This is a genomic window from Variovorax sp. J22R115 (genome assembly GCF_030317005.1).
Lineage (GTDB): Bacteria > Pseudomonadota > Gammaproteobacteria > Burkholderiales > Burkholderiaceae_C > Variovorax.
Window position 1 is genome coordinate 40,150 of sequence record NZ_JASZYM010000014.1, and the last position, 15,446, is coordinate 55,595.

At 67.2% G+C, this 15,446-nt stretch carries 15 protein-coding genes; 1 reads left to right on the forward strand and 14 read right to left on the reverse strand.

Going from position 1 to position 15,446, the window contains the following annotated elements; translation table 11 throughout:
- Positions 1-8 precede the first annotated feature (8 nt).
- On the reverse strand, positions 9-974 hold the full coding sequence (locus QTI04_RS23840; protein ID WP_286617791.1) for a helix-turn-helix domain-containing protein: 966 nt from the start codon (positions 972-974) through the stop codon (positions 9-11).
- Positions 975-1,106: 132 nt separating this feature from the next.
- Here QTI04_RS23840 and QTI04_RS23845 point away from each other — a divergent pair, with 132 nt between their 5' ends.
- Positions 1,107-2,138: a carbon-nitrogen hydrolase family protein gene (locus QTI04_RS23845; RefSeq protein WP_286617792.1), complete on the forward strand. Its 1,032-nt coding sequence runs from the start codon at positions 1,107-1,109 to the stop codon at positions 2,136-2,138.
- Positions 2,139-2,144: 6 nt separating this feature from the next.
- Here the strand turns inward: QTI04_RS23845 and QTI04_RS23850 are convergent, their stop codons facing one another.
- The 13 genes from QTI04_RS23850 to QTI04_RS23910 all read right to left on the reverse strand — a co-directional run bounded on the left by QTI04_RS23850 (position 2,145) and on the right by QTI04_RS23910 (position 15,371).
- Positions 2,145-2,588, reverse strand: coding sequence for a thioesterase family protein (locus tag QTI04_RS23850; RefSeq protein ID WP_286617793.1), 444 nt, complete (start codon positions 2,586-2,588; stop codon positions 2,145-2,147).
- Positions 2,585-3,124 (reverse strand): MarR family winged helix-turn-helix transcriptional regulator, encoded by a 540-nt coding sequence (locus tag QTI04_RS23855; RefSeq protein WP_286599596.1) that lies wholly within the window; start codon positions 3,122-3,124, stop codon positions 2,585-2,587. Before QTI04_RS23855 ends, QTI04_RS23850 begins: the two co-directional genes overlap by 4 nt.
- Entirely contained in the window at positions 3,121-3,894 is a 774-nt protein-coding gene (locus QTI04_RS23860) for an SDR family NAD(P)-dependent oxidoreductase (protein WP_286617794.1), read from the reverse strand. Before QTI04_RS23860 ends, QTI04_RS23855 begins: the two co-directional genes overlap by 4 nt.
- A gap of 67 nt (positions 3,895-3,961) precedes the next feature.
- The gene (locus tag QTI04_RS23865) at positions 3,962-4,711 is read right to left on the reverse strand and encodes an SDR family NAD(P)-dependent oxidoreductase (RefSeq protein ID WP_286617795.1); all 750 of its coding nucleotides are present in this window, start codon (positions 4,709-4,711) and stop codon (positions 3,962-3,964) included.
- 4 nt (positions 4,712-4,715) lie between these two features.
- A complete protein-coding gene (locus QTI04_RS23870) occupies positions 4,716-6,326 on the reverse strand; it encodes an ATP-dependent acyl-CoA ligase (protein ID WP_286617796.1) in 1,611 nt (536 codons plus the stop codon).
- The gene (locus tag QTI04_RS23875; RefSeq protein WP_286599590.1) at positions 6,316-7,047 is read right to left on the reverse strand and encodes an ABC transporter ATP-binding protein; all 732 of its coding nucleotides are present in this window, start codon (positions 7,045-7,047) and stop codon (positions 6,316-6,318) included. Before QTI04_RS23875 ends, QTI04_RS23870 begins: the two co-directional genes overlap by 11 nt.
- A complete protein-coding gene (locus tag QTI04_RS23880; protein ID WP_286599589.1) occupies positions 7,044-8,828 on the reverse strand; it encodes a branched-chain amino acid ABC transporter ATP-binding protein/permease in 1,785 nt (594 codons plus the stop codon). The genes QTI04_RS23875 and QTI04_RS23880 overlap by 4 nt, the downstream gene beginning before the upstream one ends.
- Positions 8,825-9,880 carry a branched-chain amino acid ABC transporter permease gene (locus QTI04_RS23885; protein ID WP_286599588.1) on the reverse strand — a complete coding sequence of 352 codons (1,056 nt, stop codon included), beginning with the start codon at positions 9,878-9,880 and terminating at the stop codon, positions 8,825-8,827. The genes QTI04_RS23880 and QTI04_RS23885 overlap by 4 nt, the downstream gene beginning before the upstream one ends.
- 57 nt (positions 9,881-9,937) lie before the next feature.
- On the reverse strand, positions 9,938-11,095 hold the full coding sequence (locus QTI04_RS23890) for an ABC transporter substrate-binding protein (protein ID WP_286617797.1): 1,158 nt from the start codon (positions 11,093-11,095) through the stop codon (positions 9,938-9,940).
- Positions 11,096-11,134: 39 nt separating this feature from the next.
- Positions 11,135-11,605 (reverse strand): aromatic-ring-hydroxylating dioxygenase subunit beta, encoded by a 471-nt coding sequence (locus QTI04_RS23895; RefSeq protein WP_286599586.1) that lies wholly within the window; start codon positions 11,603-11,605, stop codon positions 11,135-11,137.
- Entirely contained in the window at positions 11,602-12,927 is a 1,326-nt protein-coding gene (locus tag QTI04_RS23900; RefSeq protein ID WP_286617798.1) for an aromatic ring-hydroxylating dioxygenase subunit alpha, read from the reverse strand. Before QTI04_RS23900 ends, QTI04_RS23895 begins: the two co-directional genes overlap by 4 nt.
- 28 nt (positions 12,928-12,955) lie before the next feature.
- The gene (locus QTI04_RS23905; RefSeq protein ID WP_286599584.1) at positions 12,956-14,098 is read right to left on the reverse strand and encodes an ABC transporter substrate-binding protein; all 1,143 of its coding nucleotides are present in this window, start codon (positions 14,096-14,098) and stop codon (positions 12,956-12,958) included.
- A gap of 115 nt (positions 14,099-14,213) precedes the next feature.
- A complete protein-coding gene (locus QTI04_RS23910) occupies positions 14,214-15,371 on the reverse strand; it encodes an ABC transporter substrate-binding protein (protein WP_286617799.1) in 1,158 nt (385 codons plus the stop codon).
- Positions 15,372-15,446: the final 75 nt, after the last annotated feature.

The window sequence follows — 15,446 nt, forward strand, 5'->3', positions numbered from 1 at the left end:
TGCACAGGTCAATGCGCGATCTGCTGGCGCCACTCCCTGGGCGAGCAACCGAAGCGCTCGCGGAAAGCGCGGCTGAAATGCGCCGCGTCGCTGAATCCCCGACCATACGCGATCTCGCCCATCGGCCGTCCGGCCAAGCGCGGATCGAGCAGGTCGCGGCTGCAGGCCTCGAGCCGCCGCTCCCAGATGTATTGCGAAGGCGTCAGCGGCTCGCTCTTGAATACGCGATGGATCTGGCTCACCGACATCCCGACCTCGGCGGCCAGCGTGCCCACTGACAGCGCGGGATCGTCCAGCCGCGCATCCACTTGCCGCTTGATGCGCGCCAAGTGAAAGGCCGTGAGGTTGCTCAGCGCCGGCGAGCGCGCAGCCGGCAGCGTCTGCAGGCCGGCCACGAGGATGCTCAGCACGCCATTCGCAACCGCCAGCGCGGATGCGGGCTGCAGGGCGTCGATGTCCTCGCGCAGAGTGCGGATCATGCCGAGCAGCAGGTGACCCGCGCCTTCGCGACCCGATACCGTGGTCGCGGTCAGCGCCTGCGTCTCGCGCAGTTCGCTGCGCAGGCGCTCGCCGGGCAGCTTGAGCACGATCTGCTCGAAGGCATCGTCGAACAGCAATTGGTAGGGCCGGGTGCTGTCGTACAGAGCGAAGTCTCCGACCGACAACACGGCATCGCGCCCGTCCTGCCGGACCACGCCCCGGCCCTGGGCCTGGATGCTGACCAGGAAGTAGTCGTCGGACGAACGCGCGATGTGGCTGGGCGTGCGCATCACCTTTTGCGGCCCGGAAGTGACCACCGACACGTCGAGACTCGGCAGCGCGTGCTGCCGGATGCTGCCCTCGAAGTCGCCGGCGGTTCGGCTGGTCTGCACCGGATCGCACCCGAGTTGCACGTAGACGTTGCAGATCATGTCTGTCCAGTACGCGAGCCGCTGTTCGCGCGGAACGACGTCGGTGCTCAGCAACTGGGCCATGGAGATCCTTCCGAGGTGCGGTGTGCAACGCTGGATCAAGAACGCTGCGAAATCCGGACAAGCCGATTCCAGGCGGCGAACTTACGCTTCAAGCAACCCCCATGCCACAGCGCTAACCCGAAGGAGTCCACCATGTCCAGCAAGACCCATCCCCGTGTTCGTGTCGCGGCCGTGCAGGCCGCGCCCGTGTTTCTCGACCTCGACGGCACCATTGACAAGACCATCGAGCTGATGGCGCAGGCCGCTGGCCAGGGCGTACAGCTGATCGCCTTCCCGGAAACCTGGGTGCCGGGCTACCCGTGGTGGATCTGGCTCGATTCGCCGGCCTGGGGCATGCAGTACGTGCAGCGCTACCACGACAACTCGCTGATCGTCGGCTCGGCGGAATTCGACCGAATCCGCGACGCTGCCCGCAAGCACCGGATCTGGGTATCGCTCGGCTACAGCGAAAAGGCCGCGGGCAGCCTTTACATCGCGCAGGCACTGATCGACGACCAGGGAAACACCCTGCAGACGCGGCGCAAGCTCAAGCCGACGCACGTGGAGCGCACGGTGTTCGGCGAAGGCGATGGATCGGACCTGAGCGTGATCGAGACTCCGATCGGCAATATCGGGTCGCTCTCGTGTTGGGAACATCTGCAGCCGCTCAGCAAGTACGCGATGTATTCGCAGAACGAGCAGATCCATTGCGGCGCATGGCCGAGCTTCTCGCTCTACCGCGGCGCGGCGTATGCACTGGGCGCCGAGGTCAACAACGCCGCGAGCCAGGTGTATGCCGCCGAGGGCCAGTGCTTCGTGATCGCGCCCTGCGCGACGGTCTCGAAGGCGATGCACGAGATGCTGTGCACCGATCCGGGCAAGCAGCAGATGCTGCTGGCGGGCGGCGGCTTTGCGCGCATCTACGGGCCGGACGGATCGCCGCTCGGCACCAACCTGCCGGAAGACCAGGAAGGACTGGTGGTCGCGGACATCGACCTGGGCCAGATTTCGCTCGCCAAGGCGGCCGGCGATCCGGCGGGGCACTACTCTCGGCCGGACGTCACCCGGCTACTGTTCAACAAGACACGGCGCGAGCCGGTGGTGCTGCAGAGGCAGCCCGAGCGGGAAGCGCCCGCCGCCGAATCAACCGCGGTCCAGAGCCAGGGCGAGCCCGTCTCCACCTGACGCGCGTCAGGCCGCGAGGCCCGGCGCGCCGCGCATGATCGCCTCGCGCAGCGCCGCTGGAATCTCCACCGCCCGATGGCTGTCGAGCGACGTCGTGACCAGCACCTGGTGCATGCGCATGCGTGTTTCGCCCTCGCGGTCGAAGCAATGCAATCCGAGCGTCAGCGAGCGCGAGCCCAGTCGCTCGACCGTGAGTCCGAGGATCACACGGTCGCCCAGCCGGCTCACCGCGCGGAAGTCGGCCTCCAGGCGCACGGTCGGCAGGCCGATGCGCTGCTCTGCGATGAGCTTGTGGTAGCCGATGCCCAGCTCTTCGTTCACCCAGTCTTCCACCAGTCCGTTGAACATGACGAAGTACTGCGGATAGAAGACGATGCCCGCCGGGTCGCAGTCCGAGAAACGGATCAACCGCTCGCGGCGGAACTCCGCTGCCGTCTTCGTTTCGCTCACGCGCTCTCCTCGGCCGGCGGCTCGCCTCGCATCACGTGCACCCGGAGCTGGCCGAGTTGGCTGTGCAACTGGCGCACGGTCTTCATGTCGAGCCCGGCGAACATTTCCAGGATCCATTGCTCGTGTTCCTTGGCCATCGCCTCGAAGCTTCGGCGGCCCTTGGGCGTGAGGCTGACGATCCATGCCCGGCGGTCGTCCGGGCTGGCGGTGCGCGACACCACACCTTCGCGCTCCAGTTCGTCGGTGAGGCCGGTGACGTTGCCCCCGGTCACCATCAGGTAGCGCGAGAGCACGCGCATCTTGAGCCCGTCTCGGTAGCGGTAGAGCTGCGCCATGTAGTCGAAGCGTGCCAGCGTGATGTCGAAGCGCTCGCGCAGGCGCTTACGGATCTCGGCCTCGATCTGCGTCGTGCTCGCCAGCATGCGCAACCACAGCTTGAGCACCGCATGGTCCTCCTGGCCGGCGCGCGCCTCATGGCCGAGTTCTTCCGCGTCGCTCAGCGCGGCATGCGAAGGGTCGTTGCCGATGTCCGTCATGTCACTTCTCCCCCCGAGACCGAGATCGCCTGCCCGGTCATCGACGCGGCGCCTTCTCCGCACAACCAGCGCACGGCGTCCGCCACCTCGGCAGGCTGCACGATGCGGCGCTGCGGATTGACGCCGGCAAACTCCGCCAGCGCATCGGCTTCGCTGCGGCCTGTCTTGCCGACCACGTTGGCAACGCTGGCGCGCAGGATGTCGGTGTCGGTGTAGCCGGGGCATACCGCGTTGACGGTGACGCCCTTGCGGGCCACTTCGAGCGCGAGCGAGCGCGTGAGCCCGATCACCCCGTGCTTCGCCGCCGTGTAGGCCGCCACGTAGGCATAGCCCTTCTGACCCGCAGTGCTCGCGATGTTGACGATGCGGCCCCAGCCCAGTTCCAGCATGTCGGGCAACGCTGCCTGCGCACACAGAAAGCTGCCGGTGAGGTTGACCGCCAGCATGCGCTGCCACAGCTCCACCGAAGTCTTCAGGAACGGCGCGCTCTCGGCCTGACCCGCGTTGTTGACAAGGATCGCCACTGGGCCCGACGCCACACGCAGGGCTTCGAACGCAGCGCGCACGGACTCGGCGTCGCCCACATCGGCGACGACCACGCCGTGACCGGTGCCCTGCAGCTCGTCCTGCACGCGCTGCAGCGCCGCGCGGTCCCGGCCGAGCAGGGTGACGCGCGCGCCTTCGGCTGCCAGGGTCCTGGCGATCTCGGCGCCGATGCCGCGTGCGGCGCCCGTGACGACGGCATGCCGCCCATTCAGTGCTTGGCTCATGGTTCGATAATTGGTTGACAACTAAATAATTTTAACGGCGCGGATTTCGACGGCCCCCATGGGGGCTTCATCGCATCAGCCGTCCCCCGTTGAGGTCGAGCGTCGCGCCCGTGATGAACGCACCCGCAGGCGACGCGAGGTAGACGACTGCTGCGGCCACCTCCTGCACCTCGCCGAAACGGCCGAGCGGAATGCCGGCCCGCACCGCGCGCTGACGCGCCTCGTCCATCGCGTCGAGCATCGGGCTTCGGATCGCGGCAGGTGCAATCGCATTCACCGTGACTCCATGCGGCGCGAGTTCCTGCGCGAAAGAGCGCGTGAGCGCGAGGATGCCCGCCTTCGACGCGGCATAGTGGGCGCCAGTCGCCGCACTGGCCTGCTGCCCGGCAACCGACGACAGATTGACGATCCGTCCAGCACCTCGATCACGCATGTGCCGTCCGGCGATGCGGCAGCCAAAGAAACTGCCGCGCAGGTTCACCGCCATGACCCCGTCCCACTCGTCGGCTGCGATGTCCCATAGCGAAGTCGACGGCGTCAAAGCCGCGTTGTTCACCATCGCGTCGATGGCTCCGAGGCGCTGCACAGCTGATTCGAAGCACTGGGCAAAGGCGGTCTCATCGCGCACATCGAGCGGCATCGCGATGCATTCGTAGCCCTTGGCGCAGAGGTCGGCTGCGACGGCGTCGACCGCCGCCGCGTCGATATCCGTCAGCGCCACGCGCGCACCCGCTTCGGCCAGGCCGCGTGCGATCGCGGCCCCGAGACCTTGCCCCGCGCCGGTCACGAAAGCCGTTCGTCCGGACAGCGAGAACATGGTGTCAGCCTTTTGCCGCCTTGCGGCCAGCAGGGCGCCGGTCCCACGTCTGCGGTGTCACGCCGCGTTCGCGCAGCTTGTACTTCTGCACTTTGCCGTTCTCGGTGCGCGGAAGGTCGGCCAGCACGTCGATGTAGCGGGGCACGGCGAAATAAGGCAGGCGCGCTTCACAGAACAGCGTGAGTTCGTCCGGGTCGACGCTGCGATCGGGCCGGACCACCAGCGCGGCCATCACCTCGTCTTCCGCCAGCTCGGAGCGCACCGGATAGACCGCGCAAGCCGCCACGCAGGGATGGCTCAGCAACACCTGTTCGACCTCGAAGGAGGAGATGTTCTCGCCCCGACGCCGGATCGCATCCTTGATGCGGTCGACGAAGCGAAAGGCGCCGTCGGCATCGCGCACCACGCGGTCGCCGGTGTGGAACCAGAGATTGCGCCAGGCTTCGACGGTCTTCTCCGGCATGTTGAAGTAGCCGCTCGCAAAGGCATAGGGCTCGTCCGCGCGCAGCAGCAGTTCGCCGGCTTCGCCGGGCGGCAGTTCGACGTCGTCCTCGTCGGCGACGCGCGCATCGAAACCGGGTCGCAGCCACCCCATCACGCCGCCGCGTGGCGAGTCGGGCGCAGTGACGATGGCGAAGTTCGTTTCGGTCGAGCCGTAGCCTTCGAGCAACCGGACCCCCGTGCGCTCCATGAAGGCCTGCCCCGCCGCCGCCGGCACACCGGGGCCGAGGCCGGTGCGGACGCGGTGATCCCGCTCGCCAGGGCCTTCAGGCTGCGCCAGCAAGATCGGCACCATCGCGCCGAGCAGGTAAACGACGGTCGCGCCGCTCGCGCGCATCGCCTGCCAGAAGCCCGAGGCCGAGAATCGCGACTCGAACACGACCTCGCAGCCAGTCACCGCAGCCTGCGCGAAGGTGTTGAGCGCGTTGATGTGAAAAAGCGGCAGCGTGGTGCACAGCACGTCATCGGCGCCGACGCCGAGCACCTCCGCACTGTTCACGCCCCACCAGAAATACTGCGCGTGCGGGCAGATCACGCCCTTGGCCGGTCCGGTGGTGCCGGAGGTGTAGAGGATGGCGAGCGGATCGCCCGGCTGCACCGCGGCCGGCGGGATCGCCTCGGCGCCGGCGGGATAAGGTGTCGATCGCACGCCCTCGGGCGCCTGCCAGGCGACAGATGGCTCCTGCGATTCGCCGACCACCCAGACTTCGCGCAGCTTCGTGCGGCCGAGATCGGCCGTCTTCAATCGCTCCAGGAACTCGGCCTCGATCACGAGCAACCTGGCCTCGCTGTTGGCGAGGAAGTATTCGATCTGCGGCCCCATCGATGCGGTATTGACCGGCACCACCGACGCTCCGAGCCAGCCCGCGCCGAAGAACACTTCGAGAAACTCGATGCGGTTTCCGCACATCACGGCGACCCGGTCGCCGCGTGCCACGCCAGCCTGCGCCAGCACCGCGGCGCGCTCGCCCGCCGCCCGGGACGCATCGCCATGAGTCCACGCGCGCCCCGCGATCCGAAGCAGCGGCCGCCCCGCGAACTGCGCTGCCTGGCGCTGCAGCAGCGCGGGCAGCGTGCGCTGCGACGGCGGCAGCGCGCGGGCTTCAGTCGTCATCGTGGGTGCCTCCGCCCAGATAAGTGGCCTGCACGCGAGGATCGCTGGCGAGGTCCTGCGAGGCACCCGACAGCGCGATCTCGCCGGTCTCCAGCACGTAGCCGTGATCCGAGGTTTCGAGCGCGGCGCGTGCGTTCTGCTCGACGAGCAGGATCGACACGCCGTCCTCGCGCAGCTTGCGCACGATGGTGAGGATGTCGCGCACGATCAGTGGGGCGAGGCCCAGGCTGGGCTCGTCGAGCATCAGCAGTCGGGGCGCGGACATCAACGCACGGCCCACGGCGAGCATCTGGCGCTCGCCACCCGAGAGCGTGTCGGCACGCTGCGCACGGCGTTCGGCCAGGCGCGGGAAGCGGTCGTACACGGACTGCAGGCGGCTCTTCAATGCATCGCTGCGAAGGCGCCGGGAGTAGGCGCCGAGTTGGAGGTTGTCGAGCACGCTCAGTTCGCCGAAGAGCTCGCGCTTCTCCGGCACGAGGCACAGGCCACGCTCGACGCGCGCTTCCACGTCCAGGCCGTGCAGATCCTCGCCCTCGAAGCGCAGGATGCCCTTGCACGGCAGCAGCCCCATCGCGGCGGCCAGCAGCGTGGTCTTGCCCGCGCCGTTGGGGCCGATCACCGAGATGATCTGGCCATGTTCCAGGTTGAGCGTGACGCCGCGCACCGCATCGACCTGCCCATACGAGACGTGCAGGTCACCAATCTCCAGCATCGCGGTCATACCACGCTCCCAAGGTACGCAGCCTGCACGCGTTCGTCCGCACGCACGGCCGAGGGCGCGCCTTCGACGAGCTTGGAGCCGAAGTTCATCACCACCAACCGGTCCACGAGTTTCATCACGAAGTCCATGTCATGTTCGACGATGAGGATGGTCACGCCCTCCTCCCGCAATTTGCGCAGCAGGTCGCCCAGCGCCATCTTTTCCTTGCGACGCAGCCCGGCGGCCGGTTCGTCCAGCACAAGCAGCACCGGGTCGGCGGCCAGGGCGCGCGCGATTTCCAGGATGCGCTGCGTGCCGAGCGGCAGGCTGCCTGCCAGCTCGTGGGCGCGGTCGCCGAGGCCGATGCGGTCCAGCTGGCGTTGCGCCTCCTGCAGGATCTGGCGCTCCTCGGTACGGTCCAGCCGCAAGCCGGCCTTGAGCACGCCGGTCGTCGTCCGCGAATGCGCGCCAAGCGCAACGTTATCGAGCAGGCTCATGTGCGGCCGCAGCTTCACGTGCTGGAAGGTGCGTGCCAGCCCGAGCCGCGCGACCTTGCGCTGCGGCAGGCCTGCGATGTCCTGGCCCAGGAAGCGCACTTGCCCCGCCGTCATCGGCAGCGTGCAGGTCAGCAGGTTGAACATGGTCGACTTGCCTGCGCCGTTCGGCCCGATCAGCCCGACGATCTCACCCGCCTTCACGTCGAAGCTCACGTCGTTGACGGCCACCAGTCCACCGAAGCGCTTGACGGCGCCCGTCACCGACAGGATCGGCGATCCGCGGTCCGGCAGCGTGCGGTGGGGCAGCGGTTCTACCGGCGTCGTTGGCTCGCGCGACGGCGGCGCGGCGAAACGGCCGCGCGTCCAGCGCCGCACGAAGCCCATCAGGCCGCCGCGTGCAAAGTGCAGCAGCAGGATGAAGAGCGTCGCGAAGGCCACCGCCTCCAGCTGGCCGGCGCGCTGCGTGAGCATCGGCAGCACGTCCTGCAAGCCATTCTTCAGGATCAGCACCAGCGCAGAGCCGACCAGGGCGCCTGCGAGTTGCCCGAGCCCGCCGGCCACGGCCATCAGCAGGTACTCGATGCTGGCCCGCACGTCGAAGGGCGACGGGCTCACGAAGCGGTTCATGTGCGCATAGAGCCAGCCCGCGAGACCGGCGAACAGCGCGGCGGTGACGAAGAGCGACAGCCGCACGCGGTACGCGTCCTCGCCGACGCTCGCGAGCAGTGTCGCGCCGCCCCGCAGGCTGCGGATGGCGCGGCCCGGCCGCGATTCGAGCAGGTTGCGGCTGAACAGGAAGGCCAGCCCGACCAACGCCCAGATCAGGTAGTAGATCGCTCGCGGATCGGCCAGCGACCAGGCACCGATCTTGAGCGCCGGAATGTTCGACAGTCCCGTGTGCCGGCCGAGCGCATCGACGTTGCCGAACAGCATCGCGATCGACAGCCCCCATGCGATGGTGCTGAGCGGCAGGAAGTGCCCGCCCAGGCGCAGCGTGAGCATGCCGATGGCGAGGGCCGACAGGCCGGTCAGCAACAAGGCGAACAGCAGCCCGAGCCACGGCGACAATCCTTGCGCAGTAGTGAGCCAGGCCGTCGCATAGGCCGCGATGCCGACGAAGGCCGCCTGCCCGAAGGAGGTAGCGCCGCCGATACCGGTCAGCATCACCAGCCCGAGCGCGACCAATGCGCCGATGCCGATGTCATTCAGGAGCGAGACCGTGAAGTTGCCGGCCACCGCGGGCGCAATGGCGATCGCGGCAACGACGAGGCCGATCCAGAGCTTGCGTTGGACGAGCGGGCTCATTGGTCCACCTCGTCTTCTTCCTCTTCGGAGTGCACGCTGAGGAAGGACCTCAGCATGAGCACCGGTATGAGCAGACTGAACACGATCACATCTTTCAGCGCGCCGCTCCAGAACGACGCGAAACTTTCGACCACGCCCACCGCGAGGGCCCCGACGGCCGTCATCGGGTAGCTCACGAGACCGCCGATGATCGCGGCGACGAAGGCCTTCAGCCCGATGATGAAGCCGGAGTCGTAGTACATGGTGGTCACCGGCGCGATGAGCACGCCGATCAGCCCGGCCAGGAGGGACGCGCTGCCGTAGGCCAGCAAGGCGGTCCGCGCAGGCCGGATGCCGACCAGCCGTGCACCGACGCGGTTGACGGCCGTGGCACGCAGCGCCTTGCCCGCCACCGTGCGTTCGAACACCAGGAAGAAGAGCCCGCTCAGCACGATCGCCGAGCCGACCATCAGCACCACCTGCCCACTGACCGAGAAGCCGTCGCCCAGCGGAATGGTTCCGCTCGCGAGCGGCGCGGTGCGCGAGCCTTCAGGCCCGAAGAACAGCAGGCCCAGGCCCGACAGCAGGAAGTGCAGCGCCAGCGACACGATCAGCAGCACCAGCACCGACGCATCCGCGATCGGCTGGAACACGACGCGTGCCAGCAGCGGCGCGATCGGCACCACCAGCAACACCGTCACCGCGATCTGCACCGCGGCCGGAATGCCGGGCCGGGCGGTCGCCCAGGCCAGCAAGCACGGCAGCAGCGGCAGCACGCCCCAGGCCAGGATGGCCTTGGGCACCTTCTTCGCCTCGCCGCGCCGCAGCAGGCTGCCAACCTCGGTCGCCGTCGCCAGCGCCGCCAGCACCATGACCAGCCCGATGGTGGGCGGAAGGCGGCCGGTCTCGAAAGCCGCCAGCGTCAGCGCGGCAAAGGCCGCGATGTCGCCGAACGGCACGAACACCACCCGCGTGACGGAAAAAATCAGCACCAGTCCCAGCCCGGCGAGCAGATAGACCGCGCCATTGGCGAGCCCGTCGATGCCCAGGATGAGCGCCACGTCCCATGTCATTGAAAAGTCCTTTGCGTAATCTTCTGGTCGGTCAGGCCTGGAGGCTCAGCGTTCAGGTCAGGGCGCCAATTTCCACTGGCCGTTTTCGAGCTTGACGATCACGCGCGCGCGCTCATCCACGCCGTAGAGATTGCCCGGCTTGAAGTTGTAGACGCCGTGCGTGCCGACGACTTCCTTGGTGCTCGCGATGGCATCGCGCAGCGAGAGCCTGAACTCGGGCGTGCCGGGCTCGCCCTTGGCGCGCGCGGCGGCATCGGTGAACACCAGCCAGCCGTCGAAGGAATAGGCAGAGAAGGCATCGCTGGTCGGTGCATTGTTGACCTTCTGGAACACCGAGCGGAAGTCCATCGCGATATTCTTGGTGGGGTACTCGGCCGGCAGTTGCTCGGCCACGATCACCGGGCCGGTGGGCATCAGCGCGCCCTGGCCGGAGGCACCGACCACGCGCACGAAGTCGGGGTTGATGAGGCCGTGCTGACCGTACACCGGGCCCTTGAAGCCGCGCTCGGTCAGGGCGAGGAAAGGCAGCGCGCCCGGCGTGCCGGCGCCGCCAGTCATCACCGCGTCGGGCTTCATCGCGACCAGCTTCAGCACCTGGCCGGTGACGGAGGCATCGGCGCGTGCATAGCGCTCGTTGCCCAGCACCTTGATGCCAGCCTCGGGCGCGGACTTCATCAGCGCGTTGTAGACCAGGTCGCCCCAGGCGTCGGAAAAGCCGATGTAGCCGACGGTCTTGATGCCGTCCTTCTTCATGCGCTGGACCACCGCGTCGATCATGAGCTGGGTCGGCTGCGCGACGGTGAACACCCACGCGTTCTCGGCCGGGTCGAGCTGGATCGGTGTGAGGCCGATCATCGGCACCTTGGCATCGCGGCCGACTTGCGCCATCGCGATCGCGGCGGGCACGCCGGAGGTGCCCATCAGGATGTCGACCTTGTCCTCTTCGACCAGCTTGCGCGCATTGCGGCCGGCCGTGGTCGGGTCGGAGCCATCGTCCAGCACGATCAGCTGGATCTTGCGGCCGTTGACCTCGGGCTTGTACGCGAGTGCCGCCTGCATGCCCTTGGCGTACGGCACGCCGAGCGAGGAGTTGGGGCCGGAGAGCGAAACGCTCAGGCCGACTTTGAGATCGGCCGCGAACGCGCTCATGGCGAAGCCGGCACCCAGTGCGGCGGCCAACGCGGTGCGCGTCAAGGTCTGCATCAAGCTCTTCATGTCGTGACTCCTGGTGGGGTGGAATGGTTGAGCGTTCGCTCAGATGAACAACTGAATGGCCGGCAGTGCGCGCCCGGCGTTGAGGAGGTCGACGCGCTTCTGGCGGATCGCCCAGCCGTCAGGCGTTCGCACGAGCCGATGGCGGCAGGTGCCGGCGAGCAGGACTTGGTCGTCCCCGCGGGCCTCGACGTAGATGAAAGGCGTGCGCAGCGTGATCTCGCCGGAGGCTTCGTCCTCGCGCTCGATGGCGGAGCGCTGGAGCACGTGCTGGCAATGGCTCGCGGGATGCTGCGAGTGCGCGCGCGGGTTCTTCAGCCGGTCTACGCGCAACTGCAGCAGCAGCCGGTCTTCGTAGGCCAGCGAGTTGTGGGAGTACGGATCCACTTGTGCCGCGCCGAGCAGCGGCACCCAGTAGTGGCCGTCGTCGGTGAACAACGCCAGCCAGTCGTCGAATCGGCCGGCGTCGAGCAACGCGGCCTCGGCGGCGATGAAGTCTTCCGGCTGCATCACGCTGCCGTCTCCATGCCGGCCGTCATGTAGCGGGCCCAGGCGCGGAACTGGTTGCGCATCAGCAGTTCATTGGTGCCGTTGGTCGTGATCGATGCCTGCTCGAGTTCGGCCGGATCGAAGTTGCGATGCAGGCTCACCCATTCGTTGCCTTCGCCGCGCAGGCCCTGCTGCATGCTCTCGAAGAGATGCAGGTCGTCATGGGCGACCACCGACATCGGCGAGAAGACGAGCCGGTTGTAGTTCATCGCGCGCTCGAAGAGCAGATCCGGCGCACCCGCCGCGCGGAAGCTCCAGGCCTCGATCAGCGTGCGGTTGGCGGCCAGCGGGCGGATCACGCGGATTACCTGCGGCGAGCCCTTGACCGACAGGCTGGGAAAGAAGACAGAGTTCTGCGGCGAGCGCTGCAGGATCTCCGCGGCGCGCTCGGCACCATGCGCGGCGCGCATCGCTTCCTCGTACTCGGGCAACTGCGCGTAGTTCGAATGGATGCTGAAGTTCACGCCGAGCACACTGTGCCCGTTGGCGAAGACGCGGCCGCCCATCTTGTCGAAGAACTCGTAGCCGGAACCGAAGGGCAGGATCTGTTCCATCGCCATCGGCTTGGGCGCGTCGGGCGCCCGCCCCTCCCACAGCGCATCGGCCGCCTGCGTGGCGGACTCGTGCGTCGACATCGGATGGACCGTGTCGTTGATGTTCTCGAGGTACATCTTCCAGTTGCAGTGGATGATGTTGCGCATCACGCCACCGCCGACCGTCAGGCGGCCCTCTGGCGAGCGGTCGACCATGTTGTCGATCGCATGCAGCACTTCGCCGAAATAGCTCGCGAAGTCCGGGCCTTCGCTGGAGAGGCGCGCGAAGACGAAGTCGCGGTAGACGTGGACGTTCCGGATCGCGGTGAGCCCCTGCCCCGATTCGCACTCCTTCAGCCGCGTGCCCTCGTAGCCGCTCTTGAGCGGGATGGCGAGCGGCGCACCGTCGAGCTTGTAGGTCCAGGCGTGGTACGGGCAACGAAAGAACTTGCCGGTGTTGCCGCACTCGTCGGTGACGAGCCGGCTGCCCTTGTGCGCGCAGCGGTTGTAGAACACGCGCACCGCACCATCGGGCTGGCGGACCATCATCACCGGCCGCCCAGCGAGGTCGAGCGACCAGAAGTCACCGGCATTGGGCACCTGGCTCGCGTGGCCCACGTAGAGCCACGTGTTGGCGAAGAACTGCTCCTGCTCCAGCGCGAAGAGCTCGTCGCTCAAGTAGACATCGCGATGCACGCGGTCGTCCTGCACCAGCGCTCGGATCGCGTCGGGACGGTTGCGGTAGGTGTTCATCGCGGCGCTGCTTGCTGCCAGGTCGACGTCAGGGCACCAGCTTCCACTGACCCTTTTCGCTGCGCACGATGACAACCGCGCGCTGATCGGAGCCGTAGCGGTTGTCGGGCTTGAAGTTGTAGATGCCGTGAGTGCCGGTCAACTCTTTCGTGCTCACGATCGCGTCGCGCAGCGCCGCGCGGTACTGCGGCGTGCCCGGCTCGCCCTTGGTGCGCGAGACCGCATCCGCGAGCAGCAGGTAGGCGTCGTAGGTGTAGGACGAGAAGGCATCCGTCGGCACCGAGCCGTTGGCCTTCTTGTACGCATCGCGGAACCCCATCGACACCTTCTTGATCGGGTTGCTGTCCGGCAACTGGTCGGCCACCAGCACGGGGCCGCTGGGCACTTGCAGGCCTTCGATGGAGGCACCGCCCACACGCACGAAGTCCGCGTTGATGAGGCCGTGCGTGCCGTAGATCTGACCCTTGTAGCCACGTTCGGCGAGCGCAAGATAAGGCAGCGCGCCCGGCGTGCCGGAGTTGCCGGCGAACACCGCATCGGGGCGGGCCGAGATGATCTTCAGCACCTGTCCGGCAACGGAGGAGTCGCTGCGCGCATAGCGCTCGTTCGCGACCACCTTGATGCCGGCGGCCTCGGCGCTCTTCACGAGCGAGTCGTACGCCAGATCGCCCAGCGCATCGGAGAAGCCGATGAAGGCGACCGTCTTGACGTTCGACTTCTTCATGCGCTCGACGACGGCAGCGACCATCAGCGGGAAGGGTTGCGACACGGTCACGGTCCATGCGCCCTCGGGGCCGGGGATGGTGACGGGCGTGGGCGAGATCAACGGCGTGTTGAGCTCGCGCGCCACTGCGGCGATGGCCATCGCACCGGGCACGCCCGAGGTGCCGATGAGCACGTCGACCTTGTCCTCGACCACGAGCTTGCGCGCGTTGCGTCCGGCCGTCGTCGGGTCGGAGGCATCATCGAGCACGATCAGCTCGACCTTGTGGCCGGCGAGCGCCGGATGCTCGGCGATGGCCGCGCGGATGCCCTTCTCATAGGGAATGCCGAGCGCCGAGACCGGGCCCGAAAGCGAGCTGATGAAGCCAACCTTGAGGTCCGCCGCAAGCGCCTGTGTAGCCGCGAGGGCAATGGCCGATACGCCGAGGAAAGCGGTGAGTCTTTTCATGATCCAGATCAGTACGTGGGTTATTCAGGAATACCGCGGAACCGGCTTTGCCGGGCCGCTGGTATCGCCCCCTGGAAGGGGGTGGAGAGCGACACGAAGTGCGCGAGCCTGGGGGTCAAGGAACAAGCTTCCATTGACCCTTTTCGAGCTTGACGATGACGCGGGAGCGTTCGTCCGAGCCGTAGCGGTTGTCGGGTTTGAAGTTGTAGACGCTGTGCGTACCGACCAGCTCCTTGGTGGAGACGATCGAATCGCGCAGTGCGACGCGGTAGGCGGGCGTACCGGGCTCACCCTTGGTACGAGCCGCAGCGTCGAGGAACAGCAACCATGCGTCGAAGGAATACGCAGAGAACGCATCGGTCGGCGGAGCACCGTTCGCCTTCTGATAGGCCGTGCGGAAGTCCATCGACACCTTGCGGATCGGATTCGAGTCGGGCAACTGTTCGGCGACGATGACCGGGCCGGTGGGTGCCAGCAGTCCTTCGACCGCCGTGCCGCCGACGCGCACGAAGTCCGGGTTGATGAGCGCATGCATGCCGTAGATCTGGCCCTTGTAGCCACGCTCTGCCAGTGCGAGGTAAGGCAGTGCGCCGGGCGTGCCCGAGGTGCCGGTGATGACCGCGTCGGGACGCAGCGCAACGATCTTCAGCACCTGGCCCGTGACCGACGAATCGCCGCGCGCATAGCGTTCGTTCGAGACGATCTTGATGCCGGCCGGCTCGGCGCTCTTCTGCAGCGCGTCGTAGACCAGATCACCCCATGCGTCGGAGAAGCCGATGTAGCCGACCGTCTTCACGCCCGACTGCTTCATGCGTTCGACCACCGCGCTCACCATCAACGGTGCGGGCTGCGGCAGCGTGACCATCCATGCGCCCTCTTCGCCCGGCAGGTTGGCGTTCGCGATGGAGATCAGCGGCGTCTTGGTTTCGCGTGCGACAGCGGCAATCGCCAGCGCGCCGGGCGAGCCGGCCGTGCCGATGATGACGTCGACCTTGTCCTCGTCGATCAGCTTGCGGGCGTTGCGTGCGGCCGTGGATGGGTCCGACGCATCGTCGAGCTGCACCATCTGGATCTTGCGGCCGTTCAGCTCCGACTTGTAGGCCACCGCGGCCTTGATGCCCTTCTCGTACGGGATGCCGAGCGACGACACCGGGCCCGACAGCGAGGTGATGAACCCCACCTTGAGATCAGCCGCCCATGCACTCGCGGCAGTCACGGCGCTGAGGCCAGCGGCAATGCCCGCCAGGGCACAGATTCGGGTCAGGACTTTCATGCAAACCTCCAGGGGGTGAACAAGCACATGATTTATGAACTATTTAGATGTCAAGAATGCTAGCGAGGCGATGAC